The sequence below is a fragment of the Natrinema longum genome (assembly GCF_017352095.1).
In the GTDB taxonomy this organism is placed as follows: Archaea; Halobacteriota; Halobacteria; order Halobacteriales; family Natrialbaceae; genus Natrinema; species Natrinema longum.
In genome coordinates this window covers 2,241,344-2,266,112 of the sequence record NZ_CP071463.1, presented here as the reverse complement: position 1 = coordinate 2,266,112, position 24,769 = coordinate 2,241,344, and the positions used below count along the sequence as shown (strand labels likewise).

At 64.1% G+C, this 24,769-nt stretch carries 24 protein-coding genes and 1 tRNA gene; 19 read left to right on the top strand and 6 right to left on the bottom strand.

Annotated elements, in window-relative coordinates; genetic code table 11:
- Positions 1–138 precede the first annotated feature (138 nt).
- Together J0X27_RS11170 and J0X27_RS11165 are read left to right on the top strand one after the other, a co-directional pair.
- Complete coding sequence (locus J0X27_RS11170; protein ID WP_207269269.1) at positions 139–1,038, top strand: redoxin domain-containing protein; 900 nt, start codon at positions 139–141, stop codon at positions 1,036–1,038.
- Between the two features lie 79 nt (positions 1,039–1,117).
- The gene (locus J0X27_RS11165) at positions 1,118–1,441 is read left to right on the top strand and encodes a nuclear transport factor 2 family protein (protein WP_207269268.1); all 324 of its coding nucleotides are present in this window, start codon (positions 1,118–1,120) and stop codon (positions 1,439–1,441) included.
- A gap of 32 nt (positions 1,442–1,473) precedes the next feature.
- Here the strand turns inward: J0X27_RS11165 and J0X27_RS11160 are convergent, their stop codons facing one another.
- The gene (locus tag J0X27_RS11160) at positions 1,474–1,974 is read right to left on the bottom strand and encodes a 2'-5' RNA ligase family protein (protein ID WP_207269267.1); all 501 of its coding nucleotides are present in this window, start codon (positions 1,972–1,974) and stop codon (positions 1,474–1,476) included.
- 73 nt (positions 1,975–2,047) lie between these two features.
- A complete protein-coding gene (locus tag J0X27_RS11155) occupies positions 2,048–2,242 on the bottom strand; it encodes a DUF7554 family protein (protein ID WP_207269266.1) in 195 nt (64 codons plus the stop codon).
- 85 nt (positions 2,243–2,327) lie between these two features.
- Here J0X27_RS11155 and J0X27_RS11150 point away from each other — a divergent pair, with 85 nt between their 5' ends.
- The 10 genes from J0X27_RS11150 to argF all read left to right on the top strand — a co-directional run bounded on the left by J0X27_RS11150 (position 2,328) and on the right by argF (position 13,105).
- Positions 2,328–3,443 carry a helix-turn-helix transcriptional regulator gene (locus tag J0X27_RS11150; protein WP_207269265.1) on the top strand — a complete coding sequence of 372 codons (1,116 nt, stop codon included), beginning with the start codon at positions 2,328–2,330 and terminating at the stop codon, positions 3,441–3,443.
- A 374-nt stretch (positions 3,444–3,817) separates the two neighbouring features.
- Positions 3,818–5,017 carry an argininosuccinate synthase gene (locus J0X27_RS11145; RefSeq protein ID WP_207269264.1) on the top strand — a complete coding sequence of 400 codons (1,200 nt, stop codon included), beginning with the start codon at positions 3,818–3,820 and terminating at the stop codon, positions 5,015–5,017.
- Between the two features lie 2 nt (positions 5,018–5,019).
- Positions 5,020–6,579, top strand: a complete 1,560-nt coding sequence (gene argH, locus J0X27_RS11140; protein WP_207269263.1) for an argininosuccinate lyase — start codon at positions 5,020–5,022, stop codon at positions 6,577–6,579.
- A 228-nt stretch (positions 6,580–6,807) separates the two neighbouring features.
- Positions 6,808–6,972: a lysine biosynthesis protein LysW gene (lysW, locus tag J0X27_RS11135; RefSeq protein ID WP_097380558.1), complete on the top strand. Its 165-nt coding sequence runs from the start codon at positions 6,808–6,810 to the stop codon at positions 6,970–6,972.
- 91 nt (positions 6,973–7,063) lie between these two features.
- On the top strand, positions 7,064–7,939 hold the full coding sequence (gene lysX / locus J0X27_RS11130; RefSeq protein ID WP_207269262.1) for a lysine biosynthesis protein LysX: 876 nt from the start codon (positions 7,064–7,066) through the stop codon (positions 7,937–7,939).
- Complete coding sequence (argC, locus tag J0X27_RS11125; RefSeq protein WP_207269261.1) at positions 7,939–9,015, top strand: N-acetyl-gamma-glutamyl-phosphate reductase; 1,077 nt, start codon at positions 7,939–7,941, stop codon at positions 9,013–9,015. Before lysX ends, argC begins: the two co-directional genes overlap by 1 nt.
- The gene (locus J0X27_RS11120) at positions 9,012–9,878 is read left to right on the top strand and encodes an acetylglutamate/acetylaminoadipate kinase (protein ID WP_207269260.1); all 867 of its coding nucleotides are present in this window, start codon (positions 9,012–9,014) and stop codon (positions 9,876–9,878) included. The genes argC and J0X27_RS11120 overlap by 4 nt, the downstream gene beginning before the upstream one ends.
- The gene (locus tag J0X27_RS11115; RefSeq protein ID WP_207269259.1) at positions 9,875–11,029 is read left to right on the top strand and encodes an aspartate aminotransferase family protein; all 1,155 of its coding nucleotides are present in this window, start codon (positions 9,875–9,877) and stop codon (positions 11,027–11,029) included. The genes J0X27_RS11120 and J0X27_RS11115 overlap by 4 nt, the downstream gene beginning before the upstream one ends.
- The gene (locus J0X27_RS11110) at positions 11,026–12,138 is read left to right on the top strand and encodes a [LysW]-lysine hydrolase (RefSeq protein ID WP_207269258.1); all 1,113 of its coding nucleotides are present in this window, start codon (positions 11,026–11,028) and stop codon (positions 12,136–12,138) included. The genes J0X27_RS11115 and J0X27_RS11110 overlap by 4 nt, the downstream gene beginning before the upstream one ends.
- 52 nt (positions 12,139–12,190) lie before the next feature.
- A complete protein-coding gene (gene argF, locus J0X27_RS11105) occupies positions 12,191–13,105 on the top strand; it encodes an ornithine carbamoyltransferase (RefSeq protein ID WP_207269257.1) in 915 nt (304 codons plus the stop codon).
- 532 nt (positions 13,106–13,637) lie between these two features.
- On the opposite strand, the gene J0X27_RS11100 is transcribed toward argF, so the two are convergent.
- Positions 13,638–14,105, bottom strand: a complete 468-nt coding sequence (locus J0X27_RS11100) for a histidine kinase (protein ID WP_207269256.1) — start codon at positions 14,103–14,105, stop codon at positions 13,638–13,640.
- A 180-nt stretch (positions 14,106–14,285) separates the two neighbouring features.
- On the opposite strand from J0X27_RS11100, the gene J0X27_RS11095 reads away from it, so the two are divergent.
- The 6 genes from J0X27_RS11095 (at position 14,286) to J0X27_RS11070 (ending at position 18,867) form a co-directional block, all read left to right on the top strand.
- Entirely contained in the window at positions 14,286–14,534 is a 249-nt protein-coding gene (locus J0X27_RS11095; protein ID WP_207269255.1) for a DUF8001 family protein, read from the top strand.
- A gap of 66 nt (positions 14,535–14,600) precedes the next feature.
- The gene (locus J0X27_RS11090; RefSeq protein WP_207269254.1) at positions 14,601–14,984 is read left to right on the top strand and encodes a helix-turn-helix domain-containing protein; all 384 of its coding nucleotides are present in this window, start codon (positions 14,601–14,603) and stop codon (positions 14,982–14,984) included.
- A 57-nt stretch (positions 14,985–15,041) separates the two neighbouring features.
- On the top strand, positions 15,042–16,301 hold the full coding sequence (gene thrC / locus J0X27_RS11085; protein ID WP_207269253.1) for a threonine synthase: 1,260 nt from the start codon (positions 15,042–15,044) through the stop codon (positions 16,299–16,301).
- 90 nt (positions 16,302–16,391) lie between these two features.
- Positions 16,392–16,742 (top strand): hypothetical protein, encoded by a 351-nt coding sequence (locus tag J0X27_RS11080; protein WP_207269252.1) that lies wholly within the window; start codon positions 16,392–16,394, stop codon positions 16,740–16,742.
- A gap of 92 nt (positions 16,743–16,834) precedes the next feature.
- A complete protein-coding gene (locus tag J0X27_RS11075) occupies positions 16,835–17,734 on the top strand; it encodes a transcription initiation factor IIB (RefSeq protein WP_207269251.1) in 900 nt (299 codons plus the stop codon).
- Positions 17,735–18,015: 281 nt separating this feature from the next.
- Positions 18,016–18,867 (top strand): carboxypeptidase regulatory-like domain-containing protein, encoded by an 852-nt coding sequence (locus J0X27_RS11070; protein WP_207269250.1) that lies wholly within the window; start codon positions 18,016–18,018, stop codon positions 18,865–18,867.
- A gap of 114 nt (positions 18,868–18,981) precedes the next feature.
- Here the strand turns inward: J0X27_RS11070 and J0X27_RS11065 are convergent, their stop codons facing one another.
- From J0X27_RS11065 to J0X27_RS11055, 3 genes are all read right to left on the bottom strand, one after another.
- On the bottom strand, positions 18,982–23,010 hold the full coding sequence (locus tag J0X27_RS11065; protein WP_207269249.1) for an LAGLIDADG family homing endonuclease: 4,029 nt from the start codon (positions 23,008–23,010) through the stop codon (positions 18,982–18,984).
- A 62-nt stretch (positions 23,011–23,072) separates the two neighbouring features.
- Positions 23,073–23,711 carry a DUF502 domain-containing protein gene (locus J0X27_RS11060; protein WP_207269248.1) on the bottom strand — a complete coding sequence of 213 codons (639 nt, stop codon included), beginning with the start codon at positions 23,709–23,711 and terminating at the stop codon, positions 23,073–23,075.
- A gap of 621 nt (positions 23,712–24,332) precedes the next feature.
- Positions 24,333–24,405 (bottom strand) — tRNA-Pro (locus J0X27_RS11055).
- A gap of 83 nt (positions 24,406–24,488) precedes the next feature.
- Between J0X27_RS11055 and J0X27_RS11050 the strand changes: the two genes are divergently transcribed.
- Entirely contained in the window at positions 24,489–24,743 is a 255-nt protein-coding gene (locus tag J0X27_RS11050) for a pro-sigmaK processing inhibitor BofA family protein (RefSeq protein WP_207269247.1), read from the top strand.
- Positions 24,744–24,769 lie beyond the last annotated feature (26 nt).

The window sequence follows — 24,769 nt, the reverse complement described above, 5'->3', positions numbered from 1 at the left end:
ACGTGGAACGCGATTCCACGCCCGTCGCGAGAGCCAGTCCGAGAGGGCGGCTCCAACGAGACCCCCTCCTGGGAGCGCGGACGGATGTGCATCCCAATGGATCGACATGCATACGGGTATCGCGCGGGAGCCGCTAGTATGCTCGAGACGGGAGCGACTGCACCGACGTTCGACGGGCCCGCAGCGATCGACGGCGAGGTTCGTCAGGTCACGTTCGAGGAACTGATCGGGGGCAGCGGGGTCACCGTGCTCCTCTTTTATCCGGCCGATTTCAGCCCGAGTTGTACCGAGGAACTCTGTTCGCTTCGCGACTTCGACCTGGTCGGGTTGCAAAACGACGTCTCCATCGTCGGCGTCTCGACGGATACCGCGTTCACTCACCGGGAGTTCGCGGACCGACACGACCTCGGCTTTCCGCTCGTTTCGGACGGCGACGGCTCGATCGCGGCGTCCTACGGCGTCCTCGAGGACGAACTGTTCGGCGGGCATCGACAGCTCGCCAGGCGAACGGTGTTCGTCCTCGACGAGCAACGAACGGTCCACTACGTCTGGTCGAACGAGGACCCGTTACGGCAGCCGGACCTCGAGGCGATCCGCGCGGCGATCGAGGGGATCTCGGACGACGATGCAGCCGTCGAGCGCTACCGAGTCGCAACCACCCACTACCGCGAGGGTAGCGAGGAGTACGAACGGGCCCGGGACGCGTTCGCCGGCGAGGACTGGGTGACCGCCGCCGACGCGTTCGACGCCGCAGTCGAACCGCTTACCGCTGCCCTCGAGGCCTTCGACGCCGCCAGACGATACGCCGACGACGACGCGGTAGCCCGAGCGGCGGAACGCGCGAACGAGCGTGCAACGGACCGACGGAACGCGGCGAAGTGGTACGCGATGGCGGCCGACCACTACGCGCGGGGCGACGAGACCGCGGCCGAAGAACCCCGCGCGGACGCAGATCGCGCCCACGCGAGAGCCACCGACGGCGAGGACCTGCCCGCTCCGGACGACCTCACCGACGGCCGGGACGTGCCGGAACAGTAACGCGGGGCCAGAGCCGCGACACCAGCCCGGCCAGTCAGGAGAGTCACATCCTTTTGAGGGTCGGGACGAAACGTCGAGCATGGACGCCGTCGCCCTCGTCCGGCGATACTACGACGCGCTCGACGACCACGACTACGACGCACTCGAGGAGCTCCTCAAGCCCGAGTTCGTCCAGCATCGCCCCGATCGGACGTTCGCGGACCGCGAGGCGTTCGTCGCGTTCATGCGCGACGAGCGGCCGAACCCGGCGACGAGCCACGAACTCGAGTCGGTAATCGCCGGGGACGGTCGCGTCGCGGTTCGCGGCCGAGTGATCGAGGACGAAACGGTGCTGTTCGAATTCGCCGATTTCTTCGACATCGGCGACGGACGACTTCGTCGCCTCGAGACGTACTCGCGGTGACGGTGGGCGCACGTCCCGATATCGATGGCTCGTCAGGCCGACAGCGAGACCCGACTCACCGGCAACTTGTCCGTGCCATCCCAGAACTCGAGTTCGCTCACCGTCCACCGGATCGGTTCGATCTCGCGCTCGGCCAGCCGTGTTGCGGCCTCGAAATCGCCGCCCCGAGCCAGCGTGACGTGGGGGACGTAATCGTCACCCTCGAGTCCCGCGACGGTCTCGAAGGATTCGGTGAGGTCGGCGTGGATCGCCTCGAGTCCGGGACTCTCGACGGCGAGATAGACGACCGGCGTGGAGCCAAGCGGGGGGTCGTCGAAGTAGTCGATTCCCGTGATCTCGGCGTCGACGGCGGAAACGCCCTCGAGCGCGCGGTGGGTGCGGTGTTGCAGTTGTGAGACGTGGTCGACGTCCCCGAGTCGCTTGAGCAGACACGAGTGGTCCTCGCGGACGGTCTCGAACCCGATCAGGTCGGGGTGGAGCCGGTTCGCGAGCTGGCGAACGCGACCGGGGACCGGAACGTTGACGCTGTACACTTCCGCCGATATACCGTCGGTGTGGGTATCAGTCTGGTGGTCTCGGACGGACGGCGGCCGTTCGATGGACGGATTAGAGGCGATCGAGCAACCAGAGGACGATCAGCACGGCGATCGCGAGCTGGACGAGAACGAAGAACGGACCGAGCAAGACAGCGATACTACCGATCACGGCCTCGAGGATTTCGAGGACGATCAGAACGGCGACCAATCCGAGGACGATCTTCAGCAGCGTTTCGACCTCGAGTGTGGCGCGCGTGTCGATCATACGTTCACGGGAGCGTGACTGTGTGAAAAACACACCGTCTCGTCGTCGGAAAGACCTATTTAGACGGCCCCGGCATGTCATAGTAATGGACGTATGGGGGCTGCGAGCACTGGTTTGCGTGCTCGTAGTGGTGGGCTGTTCGGTCGCGTTCGTCACGGCACCCGGCGTGGCCGGGGCGGACGCCGGTACTCAGTCGGCAGCCTTCCAGGAGGAGGGGGACCGATCGCTGGAACTCGAGGACGCCGATCGAATTCACATCGACGTCTTCATCGCCGAGAACGGCACTGCGAACGTGGTCGTCGATTATCAGTTCCATCTCGACGACGGAAACAGTTCCCCGGCGGAGTGGGAGCGGCTCCGGGAGGACATCGAATCGAATCCGGAGACGTACACTGCTGCCGAGCGGGCGAAGTGGAACGAAACCCTCGCCGAGGGCGAAAATCGGACGGATCGGGAGATGAATCTCTCGAACGTCTCGATCAGCACGGAAACGAATTCCGCGCCACGGGAGGTCGGCCACGCAGTCGTCACGTTCCAGTGGTCTAACTTCGCGCTCGTCGTGTGGAAACAGATAGAGGCGGGAGCCGCGCTCGCCGGGCTGACGCTCGACGACGGGACGGAGTTACAGTTCCACTGGCCGGAGGGGTATACCGTCTATCAGAACGGGGGCGAACGGCAGATCGACCCACCGCCGAGCGAGCCACTCGACGGCTCGGCCATCTGGCGGGGTGAGTCGACGTCGTTTACCGAGAATCAGCCACGGATCACCTTAGTCGAGAGCGGAAACACGACTTCGGAGTCGGAGCCGACCGACCAGGGTCCGGCGATGCCGTGGACGATCGTCGTGCTGGCGCTTGCGCTGCTCGCGACCGTCGGCACGGTCGGCTGGCTGGTCGGCCGCAATCGTACAGACACCGCAAGCGACGACGGCTCCGGACCCCCACAACGGACCGACGGCGCAACTGCCACCCAGTCGGATTCGCCCGGCGGTCCACCCCCGGAACTACTGAGCAACGAGGAGCGGGTGCTGCGTCTGCTCGAGGAACACGGCGGCCGGATCAAACAACAGGCAGTCGTCTCGGAACTCGAGTGGACCGAGGCCAAGACCAGTCAGGTCGTCGGTGAACTGCGTGAAAACGACGAGATCGAAGTGTTCCGGATCGGGCGGGAGAACGTCCTGGCGTTGCCCGACGAGGAGTAGCGGCGAACGCGAGCCGGTTCGTCGCCGGGGCGGCTCTCGATCGGTTCCGATCGAGATCGACAGTGTGCCGTGCTGACGGCCCCGACAGAACGATGTAGCAGCTTTTAATACCGTGGATCCGCACCGTTTCAGCAATGAGCGACTCCGTCGGTACCGCATTCGCTGTGGCCGATACCGGCGGGGCCGTTGCTCGGCGGCGACCGCGGCGATTCCGACCGGGCCTTTGAGCCCGTACTCTACCTCCTCCCCTGACCCCGGTTCGTTCCAACGTTTCCGAAATCGCATTATTTTCGGGTAGCAGCGCCTCTATCCACAAATTACGTAATCTAAACCAATGAGCTTAAGTCTCTCCTGGGATTTCACTCGAGTACCATATGACCCGCGTGGCACTTGCGTTTTCGGGGGGCCTGGACACGACCGTCTGTGTCCCGCTGCTCGAGGAGGAATACGGATACGACGACGTGATCGGCGTTACCGTCGACGTCGGCCAGCCGGCCGAAGAGTTCGACGAAGCCGAGGAAACCGCCGAGGCGCTCGGCCTCGAACACTACGTCGTCGACGCGCGAGCGGAATTCGCGCAACTCTGTCTCGAGAGCGTTCGCGCGAACGCGACCTATCAGGGCTACCCGCTGGGAACGGCGCTCGCCCGTCCCGTGATCGCGGAAGCGATCCTGAAGGTCGCCGAGGAACAGGACTGTACAGGTATCGCCCACGGCTGTACGGGCAAGGGCAACGACCAGCTCCGTTTCGAGGCCGTCTGGCGAAGCTCGGATCTGGAAGTCATCGCCCCCGTGCGCGAACTCGGTCTCACCCGCGAGTGGGAACAGGAGTACGCCGCCGAGCGAGATCTGCCCGTCGAGGGCGGCAGCGGCGGCGACTGGTCGATCGACACCAACATCTGGAGCCGCTCGGTCGAGGGCGACGACCTCGAGGACCCCAACTACGTCCCGCCGACGGATATCTACGCGTGGACCGAGGATCCCACCGACGAGACCGAGGAGATCGAAATCTCCTTCGAGAACGGCTACCCCGTCGCCGTCGACGGCGAGGAGTACGAGCCGGTCGCACTCATCGAACACCTCAACGACCTCGCCGGGAGCTACGGCGTCGGCCGCACCGACATGATGGAAGACCGCATGCTCGGACTGAAGGTCCGCGAGAACTACGAACACCCCGGCGCGACGACGCTGCTCAACGCCCACGAGGCCCTCGAGGGGCTCGTCCTCACCCAGGAGGAGCGTCAGTTCAAGAACCAGATCGACCAGCAGTGGTCCCAGAAGGCCTACGAGGGCCTGATCGACGCGCCGCTCGTGAGCGCGCTCGAGGGCTTCATCGACGAGACCCAGAAGCGCGTGACCGGCACGGTCACGATCCGCTTCGAGGGCGGGCAGGCGCGTCCGGTCGCTCGCGACAGCAAGTTCGCGGCCTACTCCGCGGAACACGCCTCCTTCGACACCGAGACCGTCGGGGAGATCAAACAGGAGGACGCGACCGGCGTCGCGAAGTACCACGGCTTCCAGCGCCGCCTCGCGAACGAGGCGATCGCTGCGAACACCGCGGAAGACGACGAGTAATCATGACCGAGGAGAGCACTCAGGATGGCGGCGAGCGGTCCGCCGGATCGGAATCCGCGTCGGATCAGAGGTCCGACGGCGTCGTCCGCCGAGACCGTTTCAGCGGCGGCCCCGCCCGGAGTTTCCTCTCCTCGCTCGCGGCGGACGAACGGATTTTCGTGGCGGATCTCGAGGTCGACCGCGCACACACGGTCATGCTCGCCGAGCAGGACATCGTCGACGACGACGTGGCCGGTGAGATCCTCACGGCGCTGGACGCGATCGAGGTCGACGGCCACGGCTCGTTGCCGGACGGCGAGGACGTCCACGAGGCCATCGAGACGGCCGTCATCGACCGCATCGGCGCGGACGGCGGCAAGATGCACACCGCGCGCTCGCGCAACGACGAGGTCGCGGCCTGTATCCGCTATCGCCTGCGCGAGGACGTCCTCGAGGCCATCGAGACGACGCTCGCGCTTCGCGAGTCGCTGGTGGCCGTCGCCGAGGAACAGACGGAGACGATCATGCCCGGCTATACTCACCTCCAGCCCGCCCAGCCGACCACCGTGGCTCACTGGGCGCTGGCCTACGAGGGGGCCGTCCGCCGCGACACCGAACGACTGCTCGCGGCCTACGACCGGATCAACGAGTCGCCGCTGGGCGGGGCCGCGTTCGCGGGAACGACGTTCGATATCGACCGCGAGCGTACGGCCGAGCTGTTGGGCTTCGACGGTGTCGTGGAGAACTCGATGGACGCCGCCTCGAGTCGGGACTTCCTGCTCGAGACGACGCAGGCGCTGTCGACACACGCGACGACGCTGTCGGGACTGGCCGAGGACGTGATCGTCTTCGCGAACCGCGGCTTCGTCGATCTGGCGGACGACTACTCCTCGACGTCGTCGATCATGCCCCAGAAGAAGAACCCGGATACGCTGGAACTCGTCCGTGCGGTCGCGGGCGACGCGGCCGGCGGCGTCCAGGGGCTGACGACGACACTGAAGGGACTGCCACGCGCGTACAACCGCGATCTGCAGCGGGCGACGACCCACGCCTGGGAGACCGTCGACGCCGTGACTGAAGCGAGCGAGGTCGCGGCGGGCGCGGTGGCGACGGCCGACTGGAACGAGGAGACGCTGGCCGCGGAAGCCGGCGAGGGGTTCTCGACGGCGACCGGCGTCGCGGACCTGCTGGCAGCCAACGGGCTGCCGTTCCGGACCGCACACGAACTGGTCGCGATCGCCGCCGAGAATAGCGCGGAACGCAGTTCCGCGGAGAACGCGAGCGGTGACGAACCGCGAGCGACCGGTGCGGACTACGACGCCCTCGAGGCCGCGGCACAGGACGTCCTCGGCGAGTCGCTCGAGGCCGTCGTCGATCGCGCAGCCGTCGAAGACGCGCTCGACCCGGTCCAGAGCGTTGCGAGCCGGAACTCCCAGGGCGGGCCAGCCCCCGAGGCGGTCGAGACCCAACTCGAGTCGGCCCGCGAGGCACTCGCGACCGACGCGGACGCGCTCGAGGAGCTGAGCGGCCCGCTCGAGTCGGCTCGCGAGGCGCTCCGGTCGGAGGTGAACGGGTATGTCTGAGTGGGAGACTCGAGCACGGGGGATCGGGCGGCCACCGCTGTCGTGGGCCGTCGAACGGCCGCTTCGGCGACGATCCCCGCGAGGGGATTAATTACCGACTTCATGATATGTCAAAGTAGACCTGCGGTAACGTAGCCTCCACGGACCGTTAGAGTGGCGTGCAGTTAGTATAATTTTGCTGTTAAGTTCGAAGGCTTTAAGGGAGCCGGGCTCCCACGTGCGAGTACAATGACCGAATGCGTCGAGTGTGGGGCCGAACTGTCCCTGCACGACGATCTGGAAGCGGGAGAGATCGTTGACTGTACGACCTGTGGAGCAGAGCTTGAAGTCGTCGACACCGAGCCGCCAGTCCTCGAACGAGCGCCCGAGCTCGAAGAGGACTGGGGTGAGTGACCTTGCAGACGGGCACGACACAGGCCCGCGTTGCGTCCACGACTCGAGGGACTCGTAGCGCGCCGCTCGTCACAGCCAGGAGGTGGCTCGCGTGAACGTCGGCGTACTCTATTCACGGATCCGCAAAGACGAGAAGCTCCTGCTGAGCGAGCTTCGCGAGCGCGATCACGAGGTCACGAAGATCGACGTTCGCAAGCAAACCTTCGACATCTCGGACGCACCCGCGGCGTTCGACGGCCTCGACATCGTCGTCGACCGCTGTCTCGCGACGAGCCGGAGCCTGTATGCCACGCAGTTCTTCGAATCGTACGGGATCCCCGTCGTCAACAGCCACGAGACCGCGGACATCTGCGCCGATAAGGTAAAGAACAGTCTCGCGCTCGAGAAGGCCGGCGTTCCCACGCCCGCCACGAAGGTCGCCTTCACGAAGGAGACGGCCATGGAGGCCATCGAGGAGTTTGGCTATCCCTGCGTCCTCAAACCCGTCGTCGGCTCGTGGGGTCGCCTGATGGCCAAGATCGACTCCGAGTCGGCCGCAGAGGCCATCTTGGAGCACAAGGCGACGCTGGGCCACTACGAGCACAAGGTCTTCTACGTCCAGGAGTTCGTCGAGAAACCCGGCCGCGACGTTCGCGTGCTCGCGATCGACGGCGAACCCATCGCGGGGATGGTCCGGTCGTCCGATCACTGGATCACCAACGCCGCCAAGGGAGCGGAGACGGACGTCTTCGAGATCGACGACGAGGCGAGAACGCTGGTTCGGAAGGCGAGCGACGCCGTCGGCGGCGGGCTCCTCGGTGTGGACCTCATGGAAACCGGCGATTCGTACACGGTCCACGAGGTCAACCACACGGTGGAGTTCAAAGCACTCGACGGCGCAGTCGAGACCGACGTCGCGGGGACCGTCGTCGACTGGCTCGAGACGAAAGCGCAGGCGGCGGATCCGGAACTCGAGGTGAGCGCCTGATGGCAGTCGACGCCGAACCCGGGTCGGCCGAGAGCGCCGAGACGGTCACCGCGAGCGTCATCGGCGGCTCCGGCTTTACCGGTGGCGAGCTCCTGCGACTGCTCGCCGGCCATCCGAACTTCGATATCGCGGAGGTCACGAGCCGTTCGAAGGCCGGCAAGAGCGTCGGCTCCGTCCACCCGCCGTTGCGGGGGACGGACCTGCGCTTTACCGAACCCGAGGACCTCGCGTCCGTCGACGTCCTGTTCGCGGCGACGCCACACGGCGTTTCGATGGGTCAGATCGACGAGTTCTTCGAAGTCGCGGATACCGTGGTCGACCTCTCGGCGGACTTCCGCCTCGAGAACGAGGCCCAGTACGACGAGTGGTACGACGGCCACGAGGCTCCCGAGTACCTCGAGAAGGCCGAATACGCCCTTCCCGAGATCAATCGCGACAACCTCGAGGGTGCCGAACTCATCGCCGGCGGCGGCTGTAACGCCACCGCGACGATCCTCGGGCTCTACCCGCTGTTCGAACACGGGATCTTGGAGGGCGGCGAGCAGATCGTCGTCGACGTGAAGGTCGGCTCCTCCGAAGGGGGTGCCGGCGGCGGCGAGGCCTCGAGCCACCCCGAGCGCTCGGGCGTCGTCCGCCCCTACGCGCCGACGGGCCACCGCCACGAGGCCGAGATCGAGCAGTTCCTCGACACCTCGGTTTCCTTCACCTGCCACGCCGTAGACATGATCCGCGGTGCCAGCGCGACGAATCACGTCTTCCCCTCGGGCCCCGTCTCGAAGGGCGACCTCTGGAAGGCCTATCGGGGCTGCTACGAGGACGAACCGTTCGTCCGCATGGCCGCCGGCGGCTCCGGCGTGTATCGGTATCCGGAGCCCAAGGCGGTCGCCGGAACGAACCTCGCCGAGGTCGGCTTCGAACTCGACCCCTCGAACAAGCGCATCGTCGTCTTCTCGGCGATCGACAACATGATGAAAGGCTCCGCGGGACAGGCGGTCCACGCCGCCAACGTCGCGCTGGGCTTCGAGGAGACGGCCGGACTCGAGTTTACGGGACTGCACCCCGTGGGGGCACCATGACTGTAGTGGTCAAGATCGGCGGCGCACGCGCCGTCGATCCCGAAGGCGCACTCGCGGACGTGGCCGCACTCGTCGAGGACGGCGAAGACGTGGTTCTCACCCACGGCGGCTCGACGGCCGTCGACGAAACCCTCGAAGAGCTGGGCGAGGAACCCACCTACGTCGAGACGCCCGGCGGCGTCGTCGGGCGCTTTACCGACGAGGATACGATGGACGTGTTCAAGATGGTGATGCCTGGCAAGCTCAACACCGATCTGGTCGAGAGCCTGCACAACGAGGGCGTCGACGCCGTCGGCCTCTCGGGCACGGACGGGAAACTGCTGGAAGGCAAGCGCAAGTCCGCCGTCCGCGTCGAAGAGGACGGCAAGAAGAAGATCAAGCGCGGCGACCACTCGGGCACGATCGAGTCGGTCAACGCCGACCTGCTCGAGACGATGCTGGCGGGGGGCTACACGCCCGTCGTCTCCGTCCCGGTGCTCGGACGGGAGAAGGAAGGCGGCTACACCGCGGTCAACGCCGACGCCGACCGCGCCGCCGCCGCAGTCGCGGGCGCGCTCGAGGCCGATCTGGTCGTCCTCACGGACGTGTCGGGTATCTACGAGGATCCCGACGACGAGTCCACCAAGATCGAGTCGGCGTCGACGCCCACCGAGTTCGACGCCGTGAAAGACGCCGCCGAGGGGTTCATGACGAAGAAGGTCATGGCCGCCGAGGAGGCCCTCGAGGGCGGCGCGGCGTCGGTGATCGTCGCGACCGCAAACGCCGACGAGCCGATCACAGCCGCGTTAGCGGGCGAGGGGACGACCCTCGAGCCCGGCGTGCTCGCGGACGCAACTGACGTGGAAACGGAGGCCACACGATGAGCGACCTGGATTTCGTCTCCGGTAGCAAGCCGATCGGTCTCGAGAAAGGCGAGGGCCCGTACCTCTACACCGCCGACGGCACGGAGTACTTGGATGCCGGTGCGAGCTACGCCTGCACGCCGCTGGGCCACTGTCACCCCGCGGTCGTCGACGCGGTTCAAGAGCAGGTCGGCGAGCTGACCTTCGTCGACTCCTCGTATCCCGTTCAGGCGCGCGAGGACGCCTACGCCGCGCTCGTCGCGGCCGCGCCCGACGGACTCGAGGGGGCCTGGTTCTGTAACTCCGGGACCGAGGCCAACGAGGCCGCACTGAAGTTCGCCCGGTCGGCGACCGGCGAGTCGAAGATCGTCGCCGCGACCCGATCGTTCCACGGGCGGACGATGGGATCGCTCGCCGCGACCTGGAAGGACAAGTACAAAGAGCCCTACGAGCCCCTGGCCGGCGACATGGAGTTCGTCCCCTACGGCGACGACGAGGAACTCGCGGCTGCCGTCGACGACGAGACGGCCGCGGTCATCCTCGAGCCGATTCAGGGTGAAGGCGGGATCAACGTCCCGCCCGTGGGGTATCTGGAGACCGCCCGCGAGGTCACCGACGAGGCCGGCGCGGCGCTCGTCCTGGACGAGGTCCAGACCGGCATGGGCCGCACCGGCGAGATGTGGGCCTGTCAGAACGCGGGCGTCACGCCCGACGTACTCACGACGGCGAAGGGGCTGGGCAACGGCCTGCCCGTCGGCGCGCTCGCGGTGCAAGACTGGATCGCCGACGGCGCGGCCTCGCACAACGCCACGTTCAGCGGCGGCCCCGTCGTCGCCGCTGCGGTCCACGCGACCGTCTCGACGCTGGTCGAAGAGGACTGGCCCACCCACGCCGCCGAGATCGGCGACTATCTCGTCACCGAACTCGAGGCGGCGCTGGGCGAGGCGGTCCGTGAGGTCCGCGGCGAGGGCCTCCTCGTCGGCATCGAGTTGAAACGCGGCGCGAACCGCGTCGCCCGCGATCTGGCGATGAACCACCAGATCCTGGCGCTTCCCGCCGGCCGGACCGTACTGCGCCTGCTGCCCCCGCTCGTGATCGGTGAGGACGAAGCGGACCAGCTCGTGGACGCACTGACGGCGGTCATCGCACCTGCAGCCGACTCCGAATCATGAGCGCGACCATGGAGGACACCGCCGACGTCTCGCTCGAGGCGGCCCGCGACCTCCTGATCGATCTCGTTTCGACGCCCTCTCCCTCCGGCGAGGAGGATGGGGCAGCACGGCGGCTCGTCGAGTTCTTCGATGCCTACGGCCGCGAGGCCTGGATCGACGACGTCGGCAACGTTCGCGCGCCGGCCGACGACGCCGTCCTCCTGACCTCGCACGTCGACACCGTCCCCGGTGAGATCCCGGTCCGCGTCGAGACTGCGGACGCCGCGGACGAGGACGCCGAGGTCGCCCACGAAGGCGAGGAGATCCTCTGGGGGAGAGGCAGCGTCGACGCGACCGGTCCCCTGACCGCGATGGCCGTCGCGGCCGTCCGGACCGGCGTCTCCTTCGTCGGCGTCGTCAAAGAAGAGACGAGTTCGCTGGGGGCCCGCCATCTCGTCGCGGAACGTGAGGCCGAACCCGATGCCGTCGTCAACGGCGAGCCAAGCGGTGCGACGGGCATCACGCTGGGCTACCGTGGGTTCCTCGACGGGACCTACGTCGCGACCAGCGAATCGGGCCATACCTCTCGACCCGAGCCAAACGCCATCCAGCACGCGACGAACTGGTGGAGGAGCGTCGAGGACGCGTTCGAACAGGACGAGTACACGCCGGTCTTCGAGCGCGTAACCGCCAAACCCGTCGCCATCGACGGCGGGATCAGCGACGACGGCCTCTCCGTCGAGGCCACCCTCGAGGCCCAGTTGCGGGTCCCCCCGTCGCTGGACGTCGAGACGGTCCGCGAGACGGCCGAAGCGGAACTCGAGATCGGGACCGTCTCCTGGGACGAGCCGATCCCGCCGGTGATGGAGAGCCCCCGTACCGAAGTCGCCCGCGCGTTCCGGGCGGCCATCCGAGCGGAGGGCGGCGACCCGCGTCTCCTCCGCAAGACCGGAACCAGCGACATGAACCTCTATGCCGACGCCTGGGACTGTCCGATGGTTACCTACGGTCCCGGCAACTCGGCGCTCGATCACGCACCCGACGAACGGCTCTCGCTGCCGGAGTTCGATCAGTCGGTCGCGGTGCTCGAGCGGGTCGCGACGACGCTGCGCGGAGGGGACGACGAATGACGGCGACGGCAACGCGCCCGCTGCCAGCAACACGAACACGCGGTGATCAGTAATGACGACCGAGCCGACACACTTCCTCGACATCGACGACGTTTCGCGCGACGAACTGCTGACGATCCTCGAGCGAGCCGAGGCGTACAAACGCGCCCAGCGAACGGGTGCGGACCACGCCGATCTCGACGGGCAGACGCTGGGAATGATCTTCCAGAAGCCGAGCACGCGAACCCGCGTCTCCTTCGAGACGGGGATGACCCAACTGGGCGGCCACGCGGTCTTCCTGGGGGAAGACGACATCCAGCTCGGGCGGGGAGAGCCGCTGAAAGACACCTCGCGGACGCTCTCGCGGTACGTCGACGCGGTGATGGCCCGCGTGTTCAAACACGAGAACATCGAGGTGCTCGCGGAGTACTCCTCCGTGCCGATCGTCAACGGACTCACCGACGACGCCCATCCCTGCCAGACGCTCGCGGACCTGCTGACGATCCGCGAACACGAGGGCGGGTTCGAGGACGTCTCCGCGGTCTGGATCGGTGACGGCAACAACGTCGCCCAGTCGTTCGCGCTCGGCGCTGCGCTGACCGACATCGATCTGACGGTCGCGACGCCGGCGGGCTACGAGATCGACGACGACGTCCTCGATCGCGCCCGCGAACTCGGTGGCGATCCGACGGTCACAACCGATCCCGTCGAGGCAGTCACCGACGCCGACGTCATCTACACGGACGTCTGGATCAGCATGGGACAGGAGGACGAACGCGACGTCCGAATGAACGACTTCGAGGGGTTCCAGGTCGGTTCGGACCTGCTCGAGCACGCCCCCGAGGCGTCGGTTATGCACTGCCTTCCGGCGCATCGCGGCGAGGAAATCACCGACGAGATCATCGAGAGCGATCGGTCGATCGTGTTCGATCAGGCGGAAAACCGGCTGCACGCCCAGAAAGCGCTGTTGAGTTGGCTCCTCGAGTAAGCAACCGAACGCGAACATCGTGAGCGTTCGGCTTTTTGGTCCAGATTTTTTCGAGCGGTTCGACCGATGCGCGGTTCGGAGCGAAGCGAGAACCGCGAGAAGCGAACGGCGTCGCCGTGAGCGAGCGGAGCGAGGGAGGACCCGAAGAAAAAAGGTGGCTGTAGAACCGGCTACACGCCCAGAAAGCGCTGTTGAGTTGGCTGCTCGAGTAGCTGGTTCGAACACCGGCCAACCGGGAGCCAGGGTGCCGTCCCGCTCGAATTCCCGCCGACGCGGCGAGGAAATCGGTTGTTTCGTCGATCAAGACGGTGTTTAGACGTGGTAATGACTGTATAGAAAATTGAACAGTATTCGAGTATTATATCTCACTCGATCGGATCGTCGATCGAACCATGTCATTCCGACTGCTACTCGCGACGATCCTGCTGTTGTCGGGGCCAGCGGCCCTGTTCGCGATGCTGCTACTATAGGGACGGAGTATCGGCTACCGATCACGGATACGATCGTCCGGGTTGCGGTTCGAAGACCGGACTCACTCGAGGGCTGCGTACACTGTGCCAAGGACGAGTCCGTACGCCGCGTGGCCGAGGAGGCTTTCGATGGCGATGTTCGGAACGCCGGGTGCCATTCCGAACCCGACCGCGGAGAGCCAGACTGGCATGACGAGGACGGCCAAGACCGCCCAGATACCGATCCCGTAGGCGAGTCCGACGCCGATGGTCGGAACGAAGCCGAGATCGGCTCTGCCTGCCGCGACGAGCAACGCCGCGAAGACCACGCCGAGAACGGCCCCGTGAGAGACGTGAATGACCATCCCCACGGTACCGCCGTCGAGTCCGTACAGCGCCGGGATCGCGGCCTCGATCACGCCGGGCGTCTGCATCGTCATCATCGCACCGAACACGATCGCGCCGACGATACCGCCAACGGTCCCCGCCTGCCAGGGCGCGAGTGTGGTTGCAGTTCGTTCCGATCGCCGGGTCATCGTTTCTGATGCCATATGGTACCGCACGCCATACATCAGTGTAGTGGTATCGCGGTCTGGCGATAGCCGTACACAGTCGGTTTTCCGGACGGATCGGTTCGGTCGGCCGGCACCCGACTGTTCGACGGGGCGAGGACGCCGTGGGTGCAGGGGAGACGCGAAGGTTCTTTGAACCAGCCCGCCCAATTCGACCCGATGTCGAATCCGCTCCGTGCTTCGGCCGGGGAACTCGAGCTAGAAGCAATCATGTCCGCGATTCAAGACGGCCGACGGGTCGTGATTACGACGACGACCGGGCAGACGGAGTCCGAAGTGACACTGCGGTACGACGGCTCGGTATACTACTGTGATACGCCGACGCGGCTCCACCGCCACGAGAGCGAAGGGGACATGCGACGGTGTATCCGGAAGATGGGGTACGGCGCGGGAGCCGAAGACACGTGACGATCGTGCACATCGTCCCGATCGACTGCGGCGGGTATTTTTACGCTCACGTCCGTACGAACGGGTATGGCCGAGACCCCCCAGCACCGCCTCGGGGAGCTGATGGAGCAATCGAATCCGGCGTTCGAGGAGGTACTGAGCTGCGTGTTCGGTATCGAAGGGCACGAGACCCGCACCTATCTCGTATTGTGTGACCAGCCCGGCAGTACGATCGAGGAGCTAGCGAGTACCCTCGAGCGCGACCGAAGTACAGTCAACCGTTCGCTGTCGACGCTCCACGACCGGGGCCTCGTTCGTCGAAACCGACGGTTGCTCGACGGTGGTGGCTACGTCTATCAGTACACCGCCATCGCGTTACCGGAGGCAAAGGAGATGCTCCACGAGGCACTGGACGCGTGGACGGCGACGGTTCACGACGTGATCGACGAGTTCGACGGCGGGGACGACTGAGACGTCCCACCGCCGAATCCACTCACTTTTTCCCCTTTGCGGCCTTCCCGACGGACAATGAGTCTCAGTCTCTCGGCCGACCAGCCGGAACAACCCGCCGACGCCGACGACGGCGTCTGGCTCGAGTGCATCGAGTGTGGCGAGACGTTCGCTCCCTTCGACGACGTCCGATACACCTGCGACGACTGTGACGGACTGCTCGAGGTCCGCTACGCCGACCTCCCGACCTTCGACGATTTCGAGGGACAGGGCGTCTGGCGCTACGCCGACGCCTTGCCGTTCGAGGCCGGCGTGTCGATCCAGGAAGGGGCGACGCCGCTGTACGAGGTCCCTCGACTCGAAGACGACATCGGCATCGAAGCCCTGCGGATCAAACACGAGGGGATGAATCCGACCGGCTCGTTCAAGGACCGCGGGATGACCGTCGGCGTGAGAGTCGCGAAAGAACTCGGCGTCGGCCGACTCGCGTGTGCATCCACGGGCAACACCAGTGCCGCGCTCGCAGCCTACGGCTCTCGTGGCGGCATGCAGACGCTCGTGCTTCTTCCCGCAGGGAAGGTCGCCGCCGGCAAGATCGCCCAGGCGAGCCTCCACGGTGCGCGCATCCTCGAAGTCGACGGCAACTTCGACGCCTGTCTCGACATCGTCCAGGAACTCGCGGGCCAAGGCGAGGCCTACCTGCTGAACTCGCTGAACCCGTTCCGGCTCGAGGGTCAGAAGACGATCGGTCTCGAGATCCTCGAGGGGTTCCTCGCGGACTACGACGCTCCGCCGGATCGGATCGTCCTCCCCGTCGGAAACGCGGGTAACACGTCGGCGCTGTACAAGGCCTTCCGCGAACTCGTCCAGGCGGGCGCACTCGACGAGGACGACGTCCCGAAGCTGACCGGCGTCCAGGCGGACGGGGCCGCACCGATGGTCGAAGCGATCGAGAACGGAGCCGACGAGATCCGCCGCTGGGAGGACGTCGAGACCCGTGCGACCGCGATCCGGATCGGGAACCCGGTCAACGCGCCGAAAGCCCTGCCCGGTATCCGCGAGACGGGTGGGACCGCCGTCGCAGTCTCCGACGAGGAGATCACCGAGGCCCAGCGCGACATCGCCGGCGAGGGCATCGGGGTCGAACCCGCGTCCGCCGCCTCCGTCGCCGGCCTCCGAAAACTCCGCGCTGAGGGCATCGTCGACGACGACGAACGCGTCGCCTGTCTCACCACCGGCCACCTGCTCAAGGACCCCGACGCCGCGGCCGCCGCCGGCAGCGAACCCGAACCCGTGCCGGCCGACACGCAGGGCGTGCTCGAGCACCTCTCGGAGTGACGTCGGTCGAACGTGCGACCCGCGTCAGACGCGTCTGACACCCGACTGACTGAGCTTTTTGCCGGTCCGTGGAGAACTCCGAAACGAGCCATGTCCGCCGAACAACGAGGTCCCGATTCTTCCGTCGTCAGTGACGAGCCGACTCGCATCACTCCACAGAATCCGACTGCTGGCTCGAGTATCCGGAGCCGACAGCCGCCCCACCGACCTACCGGTTCGGAACTGCGGGAACCGCCGCTTTCGTACCGCATCGAACGAACCCGACTCCGAACGCGGATCGCCGCCCTCGAGGACGCGTTAGCGGCGAGCAGAACCCGTCGACAGGCCGTCGTCGATCAGTACGAACGCGTGCTGTCCGATCGGGACGACTCGAACGATCCGTCGCTTGCGTCGTCCGACTCTCGATCGCGGTCCCTGCTGGCGCGGTTACTCGACCGGTAGCCGGCCCATTTCGTCTCCCGTTTTCGGCCCTTGGTTCATATCCCCAACAATTTAAATACCAGGGGTAGACAACTGAACGTAAGGAATAACCAATGGCAGATACCGATTCATGTGCAATCTGCCCGGAGTGCAACGGCAGATTACGGCGGAACGGTTCTGAAATCATCTGTGAGGAATGCGGACTGATCTCCGCCGAAGATCGGATCGATCACGGCCCAGAATGGCGGTCGTTCGAGGACGACGACACCGATCGGCGACGGACCGGCGCACCGCTGACTCGATCGAGACACGACCGGGGACTCTCGACGGAGATCGGCTACGGCTCCGGTTCGGAGTCGGGATATAGTTCCCGACTGACCGGCCGCAAACGCCGACAGATCGCCCGCTTACGCCGGGAACACAATCGCGCGCGTATCTCCTCGAAGGCCGAGCGGAATCAGGTGTACGGATTCGCCGAAATCAGACGGATCACTGCTTTGCTCTCGCTGCCGGACTCGACCAGAGAGCAAGCCTGTGCCCTCTTCGAGTCCGCTCAATCCGAAGACCTGCTTCAGGGACGGTCACTCGAGGGGTTTGCTGCTGCCGCGATCTATGCGACCTGTCGAACCCGTTCGGTCCCCCGGACGACCGACGAGATCGCCGACGTCGCACGAGCCGACGGCGACGAGCTTTCGGTCGCCTACGACGCGTTGAACCGGGAACTCGGTCTCCCGACGGGGCCGATCGACCCCACGCAGTACCTGCCCCGGTACGCCTCGAAACTCGAGGTCGGATCGGCCGTCGAGCGTCGCGCCCGCGAACACGTCACCGCCTTGCTCGAGGCCGGGCTGATCGGCGGCCGCAATCCCAGCGGCGTCGCTGCCGGCTGTCTCTACAAAGCCGCGGGCGAACGTGAGGAGTGGCCGTCACTGACGCAGGCCGCGGCGGCCGAGGTCGCCGACGTCGCGCCAGTGACGATTCGATCGACCGTCACCGCACTGCGGAAACTCTGAGATGCGGTCCCGAGAACGGTCTCAGTCGGGCGTAGTTGGGGATCATTAATAGTCCGCTCAGAGGCACTCCGAGTCTTTCGATTAGACTACATAACAGTCATAAGTTCGTATAGTATCGTCTACGGGGACCTCCGTACTATTAATCGACTTGTCGGTATTTGCATATGTGATCGTAGACGGCCAAGCAGCGGACTGGGTCTGATCTGTCCGTAATCGGATTCGAACCATTTCTTTAAATTATAAAATTTAAATTATATAATAGTCGTATTGATGCTGTGGACATGGATAGAAACCGACTTGCCGCCCTCTCCATCACGGTGCTCGTACTCGTCTCCATCGGTGGACTCAGTGGTGTTACCGCCGCAGAGAGCGACTTCCATCGCCTCCAAGACGACCCCGGCACCGAGTCCATTGCGAGTCAGGAGACGAACGAAACGACTAACGGAACGCTCACCGGGACAGTCGCTGACGAAGACGGAGACCCGATACCGGACGCCACACTCCACTTATCCGGCGCGTCTCTCACGAACACGGATGACGACGGCGAGTTCGAGGTCGACCTCGAGCCTGGAGAGTACACCGTCATTGTCACGATGAGCAGTCCAAATCGCTACACCGATCAGACAGTAACGATCGAGGCAAACGAGACGACGAGGCAGAACTTCACGTTGAACACCTCGGCGATCAACGAAACGCCGACAGGAACGCTCACCGGCACGATCACCGACGAAGACGGTGATCCGATACCGAACAGTAGAGTTCGTTCAATCGGAACGTTCACCGCCACTGCGAACGACGACGGCGAGTTCGAGATCGACCTCGAGCCCGGCGAGTACGACGTGACTGCGATAGCACACGACAAAGACCGCCGTACCAATGGGACAGTAACGATCGAGGTAAACGAGACCACGACGCGAAACTTCACCCTCGATACCTCAGCGACCAACGAAACGCCGGACAACGAAACTGTCGAGAGTAGCGTCGATACCGACGACGAAACGACTGCTGAAAACGAAACTGATACCGATTCCGGCGACGAGAACGACAGCGGCGAGGATACCGTCCCCGGATTCGGTGTGACGGCTAGCCTCGTTGCCCTTCTCGGTGCGTGCTTGGTCTTGCAGCGATCCTGACGACCGCCCCCCTTGCGCTTCGGCACTGCCATCGACAGCCATCTCAGCTATGGCTTCGTCGATCTCGAGCAAAACGACGGCCCGATCGCGCGGCCCGCGATAGGTGCATGGCAGCTACGTCGTCCGAAGCGTGTCCGTACTCGGCTCGTAGACCTCGCCTTTCTGTTTGAGTTTGTCGATCTCGTGTTCGGCCTTGGAGTGGTCCATCCCGACTTCCTCGGCTCGCTCGAGGACGATATCGACCGGCGCGCCGTCGTCGTACTCCTCCTCGATATCGCTGATCAGCCCCTTCAGGTTCTTGATCCGATCGCGCTGGGACTTCGAGGTCCCGGCCTCGACGATGTCCGCGTCGAACTCGCCGGTCTCGGGATCGACCCCGACGTCCTGGAGACACGAACGTACGATCTCGATGACGCGCTCGGCGTCGTCTTGCTCGACCGTATCCGACAGCCGAACGCGGGCGCTCGCCTCCGAGAGCCGAACCAGCGCCTCGAGCTTGCGGGCCGTGACGGGGACCGCTGCGTCCTCGTCGGTCCCCTTCGAACGCAGATCGACGTAGAAATCCCGGATCGCGTTGCGGGCCGCCTCGGTCATTCGCGGGTGGCAGTTCTGTTTGGCGTAGGCGATGTACTTGCGCAGGAGCTCCGCGTCGATCTCCGGGTCGACCTGCTCGGTCATCTCGTCGATCTCGTCGGTACTGACCTCGAGGCTCGACATCTCCTCGCGCTGGGTCGTCAACTCGCCGGCGTAGTTGGTCGTGATGATGTGTTCCGCGAGGTTGCGGTCTTTCTCCTCGTCGGGCGTGTCCGTCACCGTAAAGATCAGATCGAACCGCGAGATCAGCGCCGGCTCGAGGTCGATCTGCTCGCTGATCGGCTCGTACTGGTCGAAGCGACCGTACTTGGGGTTTGCCGCGCCCAGCAGCGAACAGCGGGACTTGAGCGTGGCGTTGATCCCCGCCTTCGAGACCGAAATCTTCTGTTGCTCGAGGGCCTCGTGCATGGCGGACCGGTCCTCGGAGTTGTGGACGACCATTCCGTTCGCGATGAAATTGTGCGTGCCTTCGACGGTGAGATCGTATACCCGCGGCTCCGCCCGCCGCTCGATTTTTCCGAGCAGTTCTGCGATTCGCTTCCGTTTTATCTCGAGCAACTCGCCACAGACGGAGCGGACGGTATCGAAGTTTCCGATATCGACGGTCCCGGTGAACCATCGTGAAACCGTGGACCCGTCGACGTCCATCTCCGCTGCGACTCGCCGGAACGAAATTCCGTATTCCGCCAGCTGTTTCCGCAGTCCGTCCCACGTTTCGGCTACTTCGTCCGTCTCGGTCAACGACCGTGCCCGTTCCTGAACCGAGTCGACGGTCGTCGCTCCGATTTCGTCGGCGAGTCGCTGTTCGAGCACCTGTACTCTAGTGTCGGTGTGATCTCGCGATGCTATCGATCGAACGTTCGCTACGCGGCGCCACTTCACGTCGGCTTTGATGAGGTTTCGGAGCGGTTCGAGATCGACCGACGCCGGCGTGGCGAGCAGCTCCCGTAGCCGTCGTCGAACTCGTTCTCGGAGTTCAGTATCGCTCCCCCAGTGGGTCGAGAGATGCGACTGAGAGAACGATAGCTCTGCCGTTAGCTCCTGCTGTGACACGTGGTATCGCTCACGGAGTACCTCTAGCCGCGCCCAGGACGTCTTGGACGCGAGTTCGTCGTAGTGATCGCCTGCAGTCGCTTTTCTGTCTTCGAACGCCTCGAGAATTCTCTCCGAGAGCCGCAGCGATGCGTTCGCATCCTCGTTCTCGAAGTTGCAGTAAGTCGAATCGTTGTCGAGGCCGCACTCGGATTGGTAGAGACGAAGTGCACCGCGTGCCTGTTCGAACAGCTCTCCACACTCCGGAAGTACGTCCAAAATCGTTCGAGTTCCGGTCGTTCGTTCGCTTGCTCGTTTCAGCGCGCGCTGCTTTCGCTCGAGCGTAAATCCGATATGACGATCGAAGGCCTCCAACGATCGGTGGGACGTGATTGCGAGGACGAACAGATCACGCTGGTCTTCGTACGTTCGTGTTTGGATCTGACTCGAGATACCGAACTCGAGCAGGAGCATTTTCGTCCCGAGCAGTAGCTCGTAGCTCGATGAATGGATCTTGACGGCGCGTTCGTCGACCGTCCCCTCCGAATCTGCGAGGGCGCAGGCGAACGCGGCTTTCGTTTCTCTGGACGCCTGGGTAACTGCCTCCGGAAGTCGTTTCCCGTCGTACGTCTCGAGGTTTGCACCCGCGTCGAGAAGTTCGTCGACGTACTGTTTTCCGTGGATGCGGACCGTTTCGACACCGTCGTCGCGTTGTTCACTCGGGTGGCGGACGGGTTGTGTATCGAACGCTTTCGTACAGGCCTTTTCGAAGTCGTTCAGAAGCTCTGCTTCTTTGTTCGTAAAGCGGAAGCCGTAGCTTCCATCGTCTCGATTGTAGATGACGTTTCCATCACCGGCGATATATCCCAAAATTGCACCGTGGGCGGCGGTGAGATGCTCGATATCTGCATCGCTCTCGGAAGCCGGCAACACGCTCACGCCACCGTCTGTGACTGCCGCCGGAACCGTTCGAGGAACGTATACCCAATCGCCCTCGCTGAGGTGCTGGGCGTGGCGTTCTTTTCGCTTTCCATCCTCCAGAACGAAGAACGGGTGGTCGGCTGTCGTCGCTAGCCGTTCCCCGCTCTCCAGTTCGATTTCACGGAGTTCATCCGGTGCGTCGTATTCGTGGATCGCACGGACGTCGCGTTTGGTTACGGCCCCGTCCGCAGTCATCGTCCAGACCTCTGTATCGACATCTCGGATCGTCCGGCCGTTCTCGAGTGATTCGATCGAGCCGTCAGTAACCGATTCGTGCGCGAGTTCACGGATCGGTTTGATGCCGTTACCAGTGTAGACAAGTGTATCACCTGTCACACACCGCATCTTGTCGAGTTCGTCGATGGCGGCGATCCCCCGATCTGCGAGGACGAGCGCGCCGGCCTCGAGCGTCCACTGCTGTCCGTCCCCGAAGTCGTCGCGAACGGCCGCAGCCGTGAGACCGGCCGAGGACGACCCTTTCCCGGAGGTGTAGACGGCCCGCGGCGCGATGTTCTCGATGTATGCGAGCATCTGGCTCTTCCCGGTACCCGGATCACCGATGAGAAGCATATGCAGATCCCCGCGAATCCGCGAGCCGTCGGGCAGTTGTTTCGTCACCCCCGAGAACAGCTGCAGGATCATCGAGAGCTTCTCCTGATCGTAGCCGTAGATCGAGGGTGCGATGGAGGCGACCATCTTCTCGTAGACGTCGTCCTGATTGGAGATATCGTAGATCGCCTTCTTGTCTTCCTCGGTGATGTCCATGTCCTCGAACTGCTCTTCGTCGATCTCGACGGCCATCCCCTCCATGTAGAAGTCGAAGACCGGCGACTTCTCTTGCTGGTCGCCCTGTTGCTCGAGTCGAAGGACGCCGGTCGCGGAGACGTGATCGCCGGGCGTGACTTCGCCGGTGATGTCGTCTTCGATGTTGATGTCGAGTGCCTGTGGCGTTTCGCCGCCGCGGAGTCCCTCGGGGCTCTCCTGGACGCGGATCTTCTGGGAATCGACGAACTCGGATTGATCGAAGTTGACGCGGAAGGGGCCCTGTCGTTCACAGCCCTGACACTCGTGGGGCTCCTGAAAGTCGCCACTGGACTGGGGGACCCGGGAGAGGGTCCCACAGAGCTGGCACTCGAAGGCCGCTTCCTCGATCTTCGGGCGGACGTCCGTCGCCTTGCGGACGATGCCGTGAACCTGGACGAGGGAGTTCATGTCTCGAGCGCGGATCTCCCGGATCTCGGGGGACTCGGTTTCGGGGAGGTTTCGGATCCGAACGTGGGCCTGCCCGAGGCTCACGTCGATCGGGAGGTCGTACAGTCGGAGCGCCTCTTCGGCGTAGCGCTGGAGTTGCTCGGGCTGTGCGATGAAGTCGTCCGCGAGATCGGGATCGAATCGGTAGAGGTCCTGCCAGTCGACGTGGATCGACCGCTGTTCGTTCGGATAGCGCTGGGCAAGCTGCTTGATCTCGTTGTCGTAGTAGTTGCGGAAGAACTGCTCGAAAGCGTCGACGAGTTCGGAATTTCCCGCTTGCGCCATTGCACCCTCCTAGGGCTGCCATCCGGTATAAATGGTCGTATACCGGGGTGGAACTGATCCGGTCACCCGTCGCCGCCGAGACTATCGGCAGCGACCCCGAGCGTCGCGATCGATCGGAACGCCTCCTCGACAGTGAGATCGACTTCGTGGACGTTCTCGGCTGGCATGTGCATGACGTACCCGTTCGTCGCCGGGTTCGGGGCGAGCGGTACCATGATCGTCACCATCCCGGCTTCGCCCGCACTGTCTTCGACCACGGCCGGCGTCTCCGCGGTGAGAAAGCCGAGCATGTACGCTCCCTCGTGGGGAAATTCGACCAGCTTGACCTCCTGAAACTGATCCGTTTCGTCGTCGGCGAGAAGCCTGCTCGCCCGTCGAACGCTCTCGTAGACGGTACTGACGCCGGGAATCGTCTCCATCGTCGCGTGGACCCGCTCCGAGAGATACGTTCCGGGAGTGTACTCCGCAACGAGACCGACTACCAGAAAAAAGCCGATCACGGACAGCAGCGTCGCGAACTGGATCACTGCCACCGGCGGTTCGTCGGGCCAGGCGTACGTCACACCGGAAACGATCGGCGAGAGCACGCCGAGGATGAAATCGAACACGACGAGGACGACGAGTAGCGTCGCGACCAGTGGAATCGTGATCACGACTCCATTGATGAGCAATCGCTGGAACCTCGAGACGAGCGCAGCCATGTGGGTCGGCAATCGACCGACTTGTGAAACCGTTTGGCTTGCAGGCAGGCGATCGATCTATGCCGACCGATCCCGTTACGCTGCCCCTCGAATACGATTCGAACACAAATCATTGTCATGGCAGATAAAGAAATTAAAATATTGTATTTTGATCCATTTGATACCACATACGACCCCTAATATTGGTCGTTGTATAGCTATTGCCCTATCGAAAAGCTTTATTATTGGACAGCGTGTGGTGAGTGGTGTGGAGGTGATGACACACATTAACACAAAACGACGATCCACGAACACCCACTGTGGCTATTGTGACCCATACCTGTGCGTTCCCTGCCATGGCGCACGCCGGCCGATCGTGTTCCGGCACCGACATGCCCGATCCTCGACTCCCGTTTTCACCAGTGCCAAAGCGGTGGACGCTGTGACTCTCTCACGATACTGTCGGATCCCCCATTGATGTCGGTCGTTTGATGTATAGGGCAAGAATCCGACTTTCGAGTTCGGACAGTCGACTCACCAGAATAGCTCCCTCACGCGACTACCGCCAGAAAGCGGCCGCTAACCGGTCTGAGAACGTCTGAAGTAAAGCGGCAAAAGCGCCCGCTTTACTTTTATACCGTATGGGATCGCCCGGATTTGAACCGGGGTCACGGGCACCCAAGGCCCGAAGTATACCAAGCTAACCCACGATCCCGTACACACCCCTTCCGTCCGCACGTCATAAAGGGTTTCGTTACGATCCGAACGGTTTTGCCCACCAACGTGGTAGCCTCGAGTATGACGACCCTCGAGATCCTGCTGTTAGTCGCCGTTCTCGTGGGTGTTCTCGTCGTGGGATGGCTCCTGCAGGTGATTCGGCCCCTCATCGTCAACGCGGTGGTCGGGCTGGTCGTATTGGCTATCGCACAGTTCGGCTTCGGACTGCCGGTGGCCGTGACGCCGATCGTGCTGGTGATCGTCGCGATCGGTGGCGTCCCGGGATCGTTGCTCGTCCTCGCGCTGTCGCTGTTCGGTGTCGCGTTCGTGCCGTGACCTGCGAACGGCTGTGGACGACGAAT

Excerpts from the sequence above, each read along its gene's own strand:
- J0X27_RS11170 (WP_207269269.1), top strand. The coding sequence starts at position 139 with ATGCTCGAGACGGGAGCGACTGCACCGACGTTCGACGGGCCCGCAGCG.
- J0X27_RS11165 (WP_207269268.1), top strand. The coding sequence starts at position 1,118 with ATGGACGCCGTCGCCCTCGTCCGGCGATACTACGACGCGCTCGACGAC.
- J0X27_RS11155 (WP_207269266.1), bottom strand. The coding sequence starts at position 2,242 with ATGATCGACACGCGCGCCACACTCGAGGTCGAAACGCTGCTGAAGATC.
- J0X27_RS11150 (WP_207269265.1), top strand. The coding sequence starts at position 2,328 with ATGGACGTATGGGGGCTGCGAGCACTGGTTTGCGTGCTCGTAGTGGTG.
- J0X27_RS11145 (WP_207269264.1), top strand. The coding sequence starts at position 3,818 with ATGACCCGCGTGGCACTTGCGTTTTCGGGGGGCCTGGACACGACCGTC.
- argH (WP_207269263.1), top strand. The coding sequence starts at position 5,020 with ATGACCGAGGAGAGCACTCAGGATGGCGGCGAGCGGTCCGCCGGATCG.
- lysW (WP_097380558.1), top strand. The coding sequence starts at position 6,808 with ATGACCGAATGCGTCGAGTGTGGGGCCGAACTGTCCCTGCACGACGAT.
- argC (WP_207269261.1), top strand. The coding sequence starts at position 7,939 with ATGGCAGTCGACGCCGAACCCGGGTCGGCCGAGAGCGCCGAGACGGTC.
- J0X27_RS11120 (WP_207269260.1), top strand. The coding sequence starts at position 9,012 with ATGACTGTAGTGGTCAAGATCGGCGGCGCACGCGCCGTCGATCCCGAA.
- J0X27_RS11115 (WP_207269259.1), top strand. The coding sequence starts at position 9,875 with ATGAGCGACCTGGATTTCGTCTCCGGTAGCAAGCCGATCGGTCTCGAG.
- J0X27_RS11110 (WP_207269258.1), top strand. The coding sequence starts at position 11,026 with ATGAGCGCGACCATGGAGGACACCGCCGACGTCTCGCTCGAGGCGGCC.
- argF (WP_207269257.1), top strand. The coding sequence starts at position 12,191 with ATGACGACCGAGCCGACACACTTCCTCGACATCGACGACGTTTCGCGC.
- J0X27_RS11100 (WP_207269256.1), bottom strand. The coding sequence starts at position 14,105 with ATGGCATCAGAAACGATGACCCGGCGATCGGAACGAACTGCAACCACA.
- J0X27_RS11095 (WP_207269255.1), top strand. The coding sequence starts at position 14,286 with ATGTCGAATCCGCTCCGTGCTTCGGCCGGGGAACTCGAGCTAGAAGCA.
- J0X27_RS11090 (WP_207269254.1), top strand. The coding sequence starts at position 14,601 with ATGGCCGAGACCCCCCAGCACCGCCTCGGGGAGCTGATGGAGCAATCG.
- thrC (WP_207269253.1), top strand. The coding sequence starts at position 15,042 with ATGAGTCTCAGTCTCTCGGCCGACCAGCCGGAACAACCCGCCGACGCC.
- J0X27_RS11080 (WP_207269252.1), top strand. The coding sequence starts at position 16,392 with ATGTCCGCCGAACAACGAGGTCCCGATTCTTCCGTCGTCAGTGACGAG.
- J0X27_RS11075 (WP_207269251.1), top strand. The coding sequence starts at position 16,835 with ATGGCAGATACCGATTCATGTGCAATCTGCCCGGAGTGCAACGGCAGA.
- J0X27_RS11070 (WP_207269250.1), top strand. The coding sequence starts at position 18,016 with ATGGATAGAAACCGACTTGCCGCCCTCTCCATCACGGTGCTCGTACTC.
- J0X27_RS11065 (WP_207269249.1), bottom strand. The coding sequence starts at position 23,010 with ATGGCGCAAGCGGGAAATTCCGAACTCGTCGACGCTTTCGAGCAGTTC.
- J0X27_RS11060 (WP_207269248.1), bottom strand. The coding sequence starts at position 23,711 with ATGGCTGCGCTCGTCTCGAGGTTCCAGCGATTGCTCATCAATGGAGTC.
- J0X27_RS11050 (WP_207269247.1), top strand. The coding sequence starts at position 24,489 with ATGACGACCCTCGAGATCCTGCTGTTAGTCGCCGTTCTCGTGGGTGTT.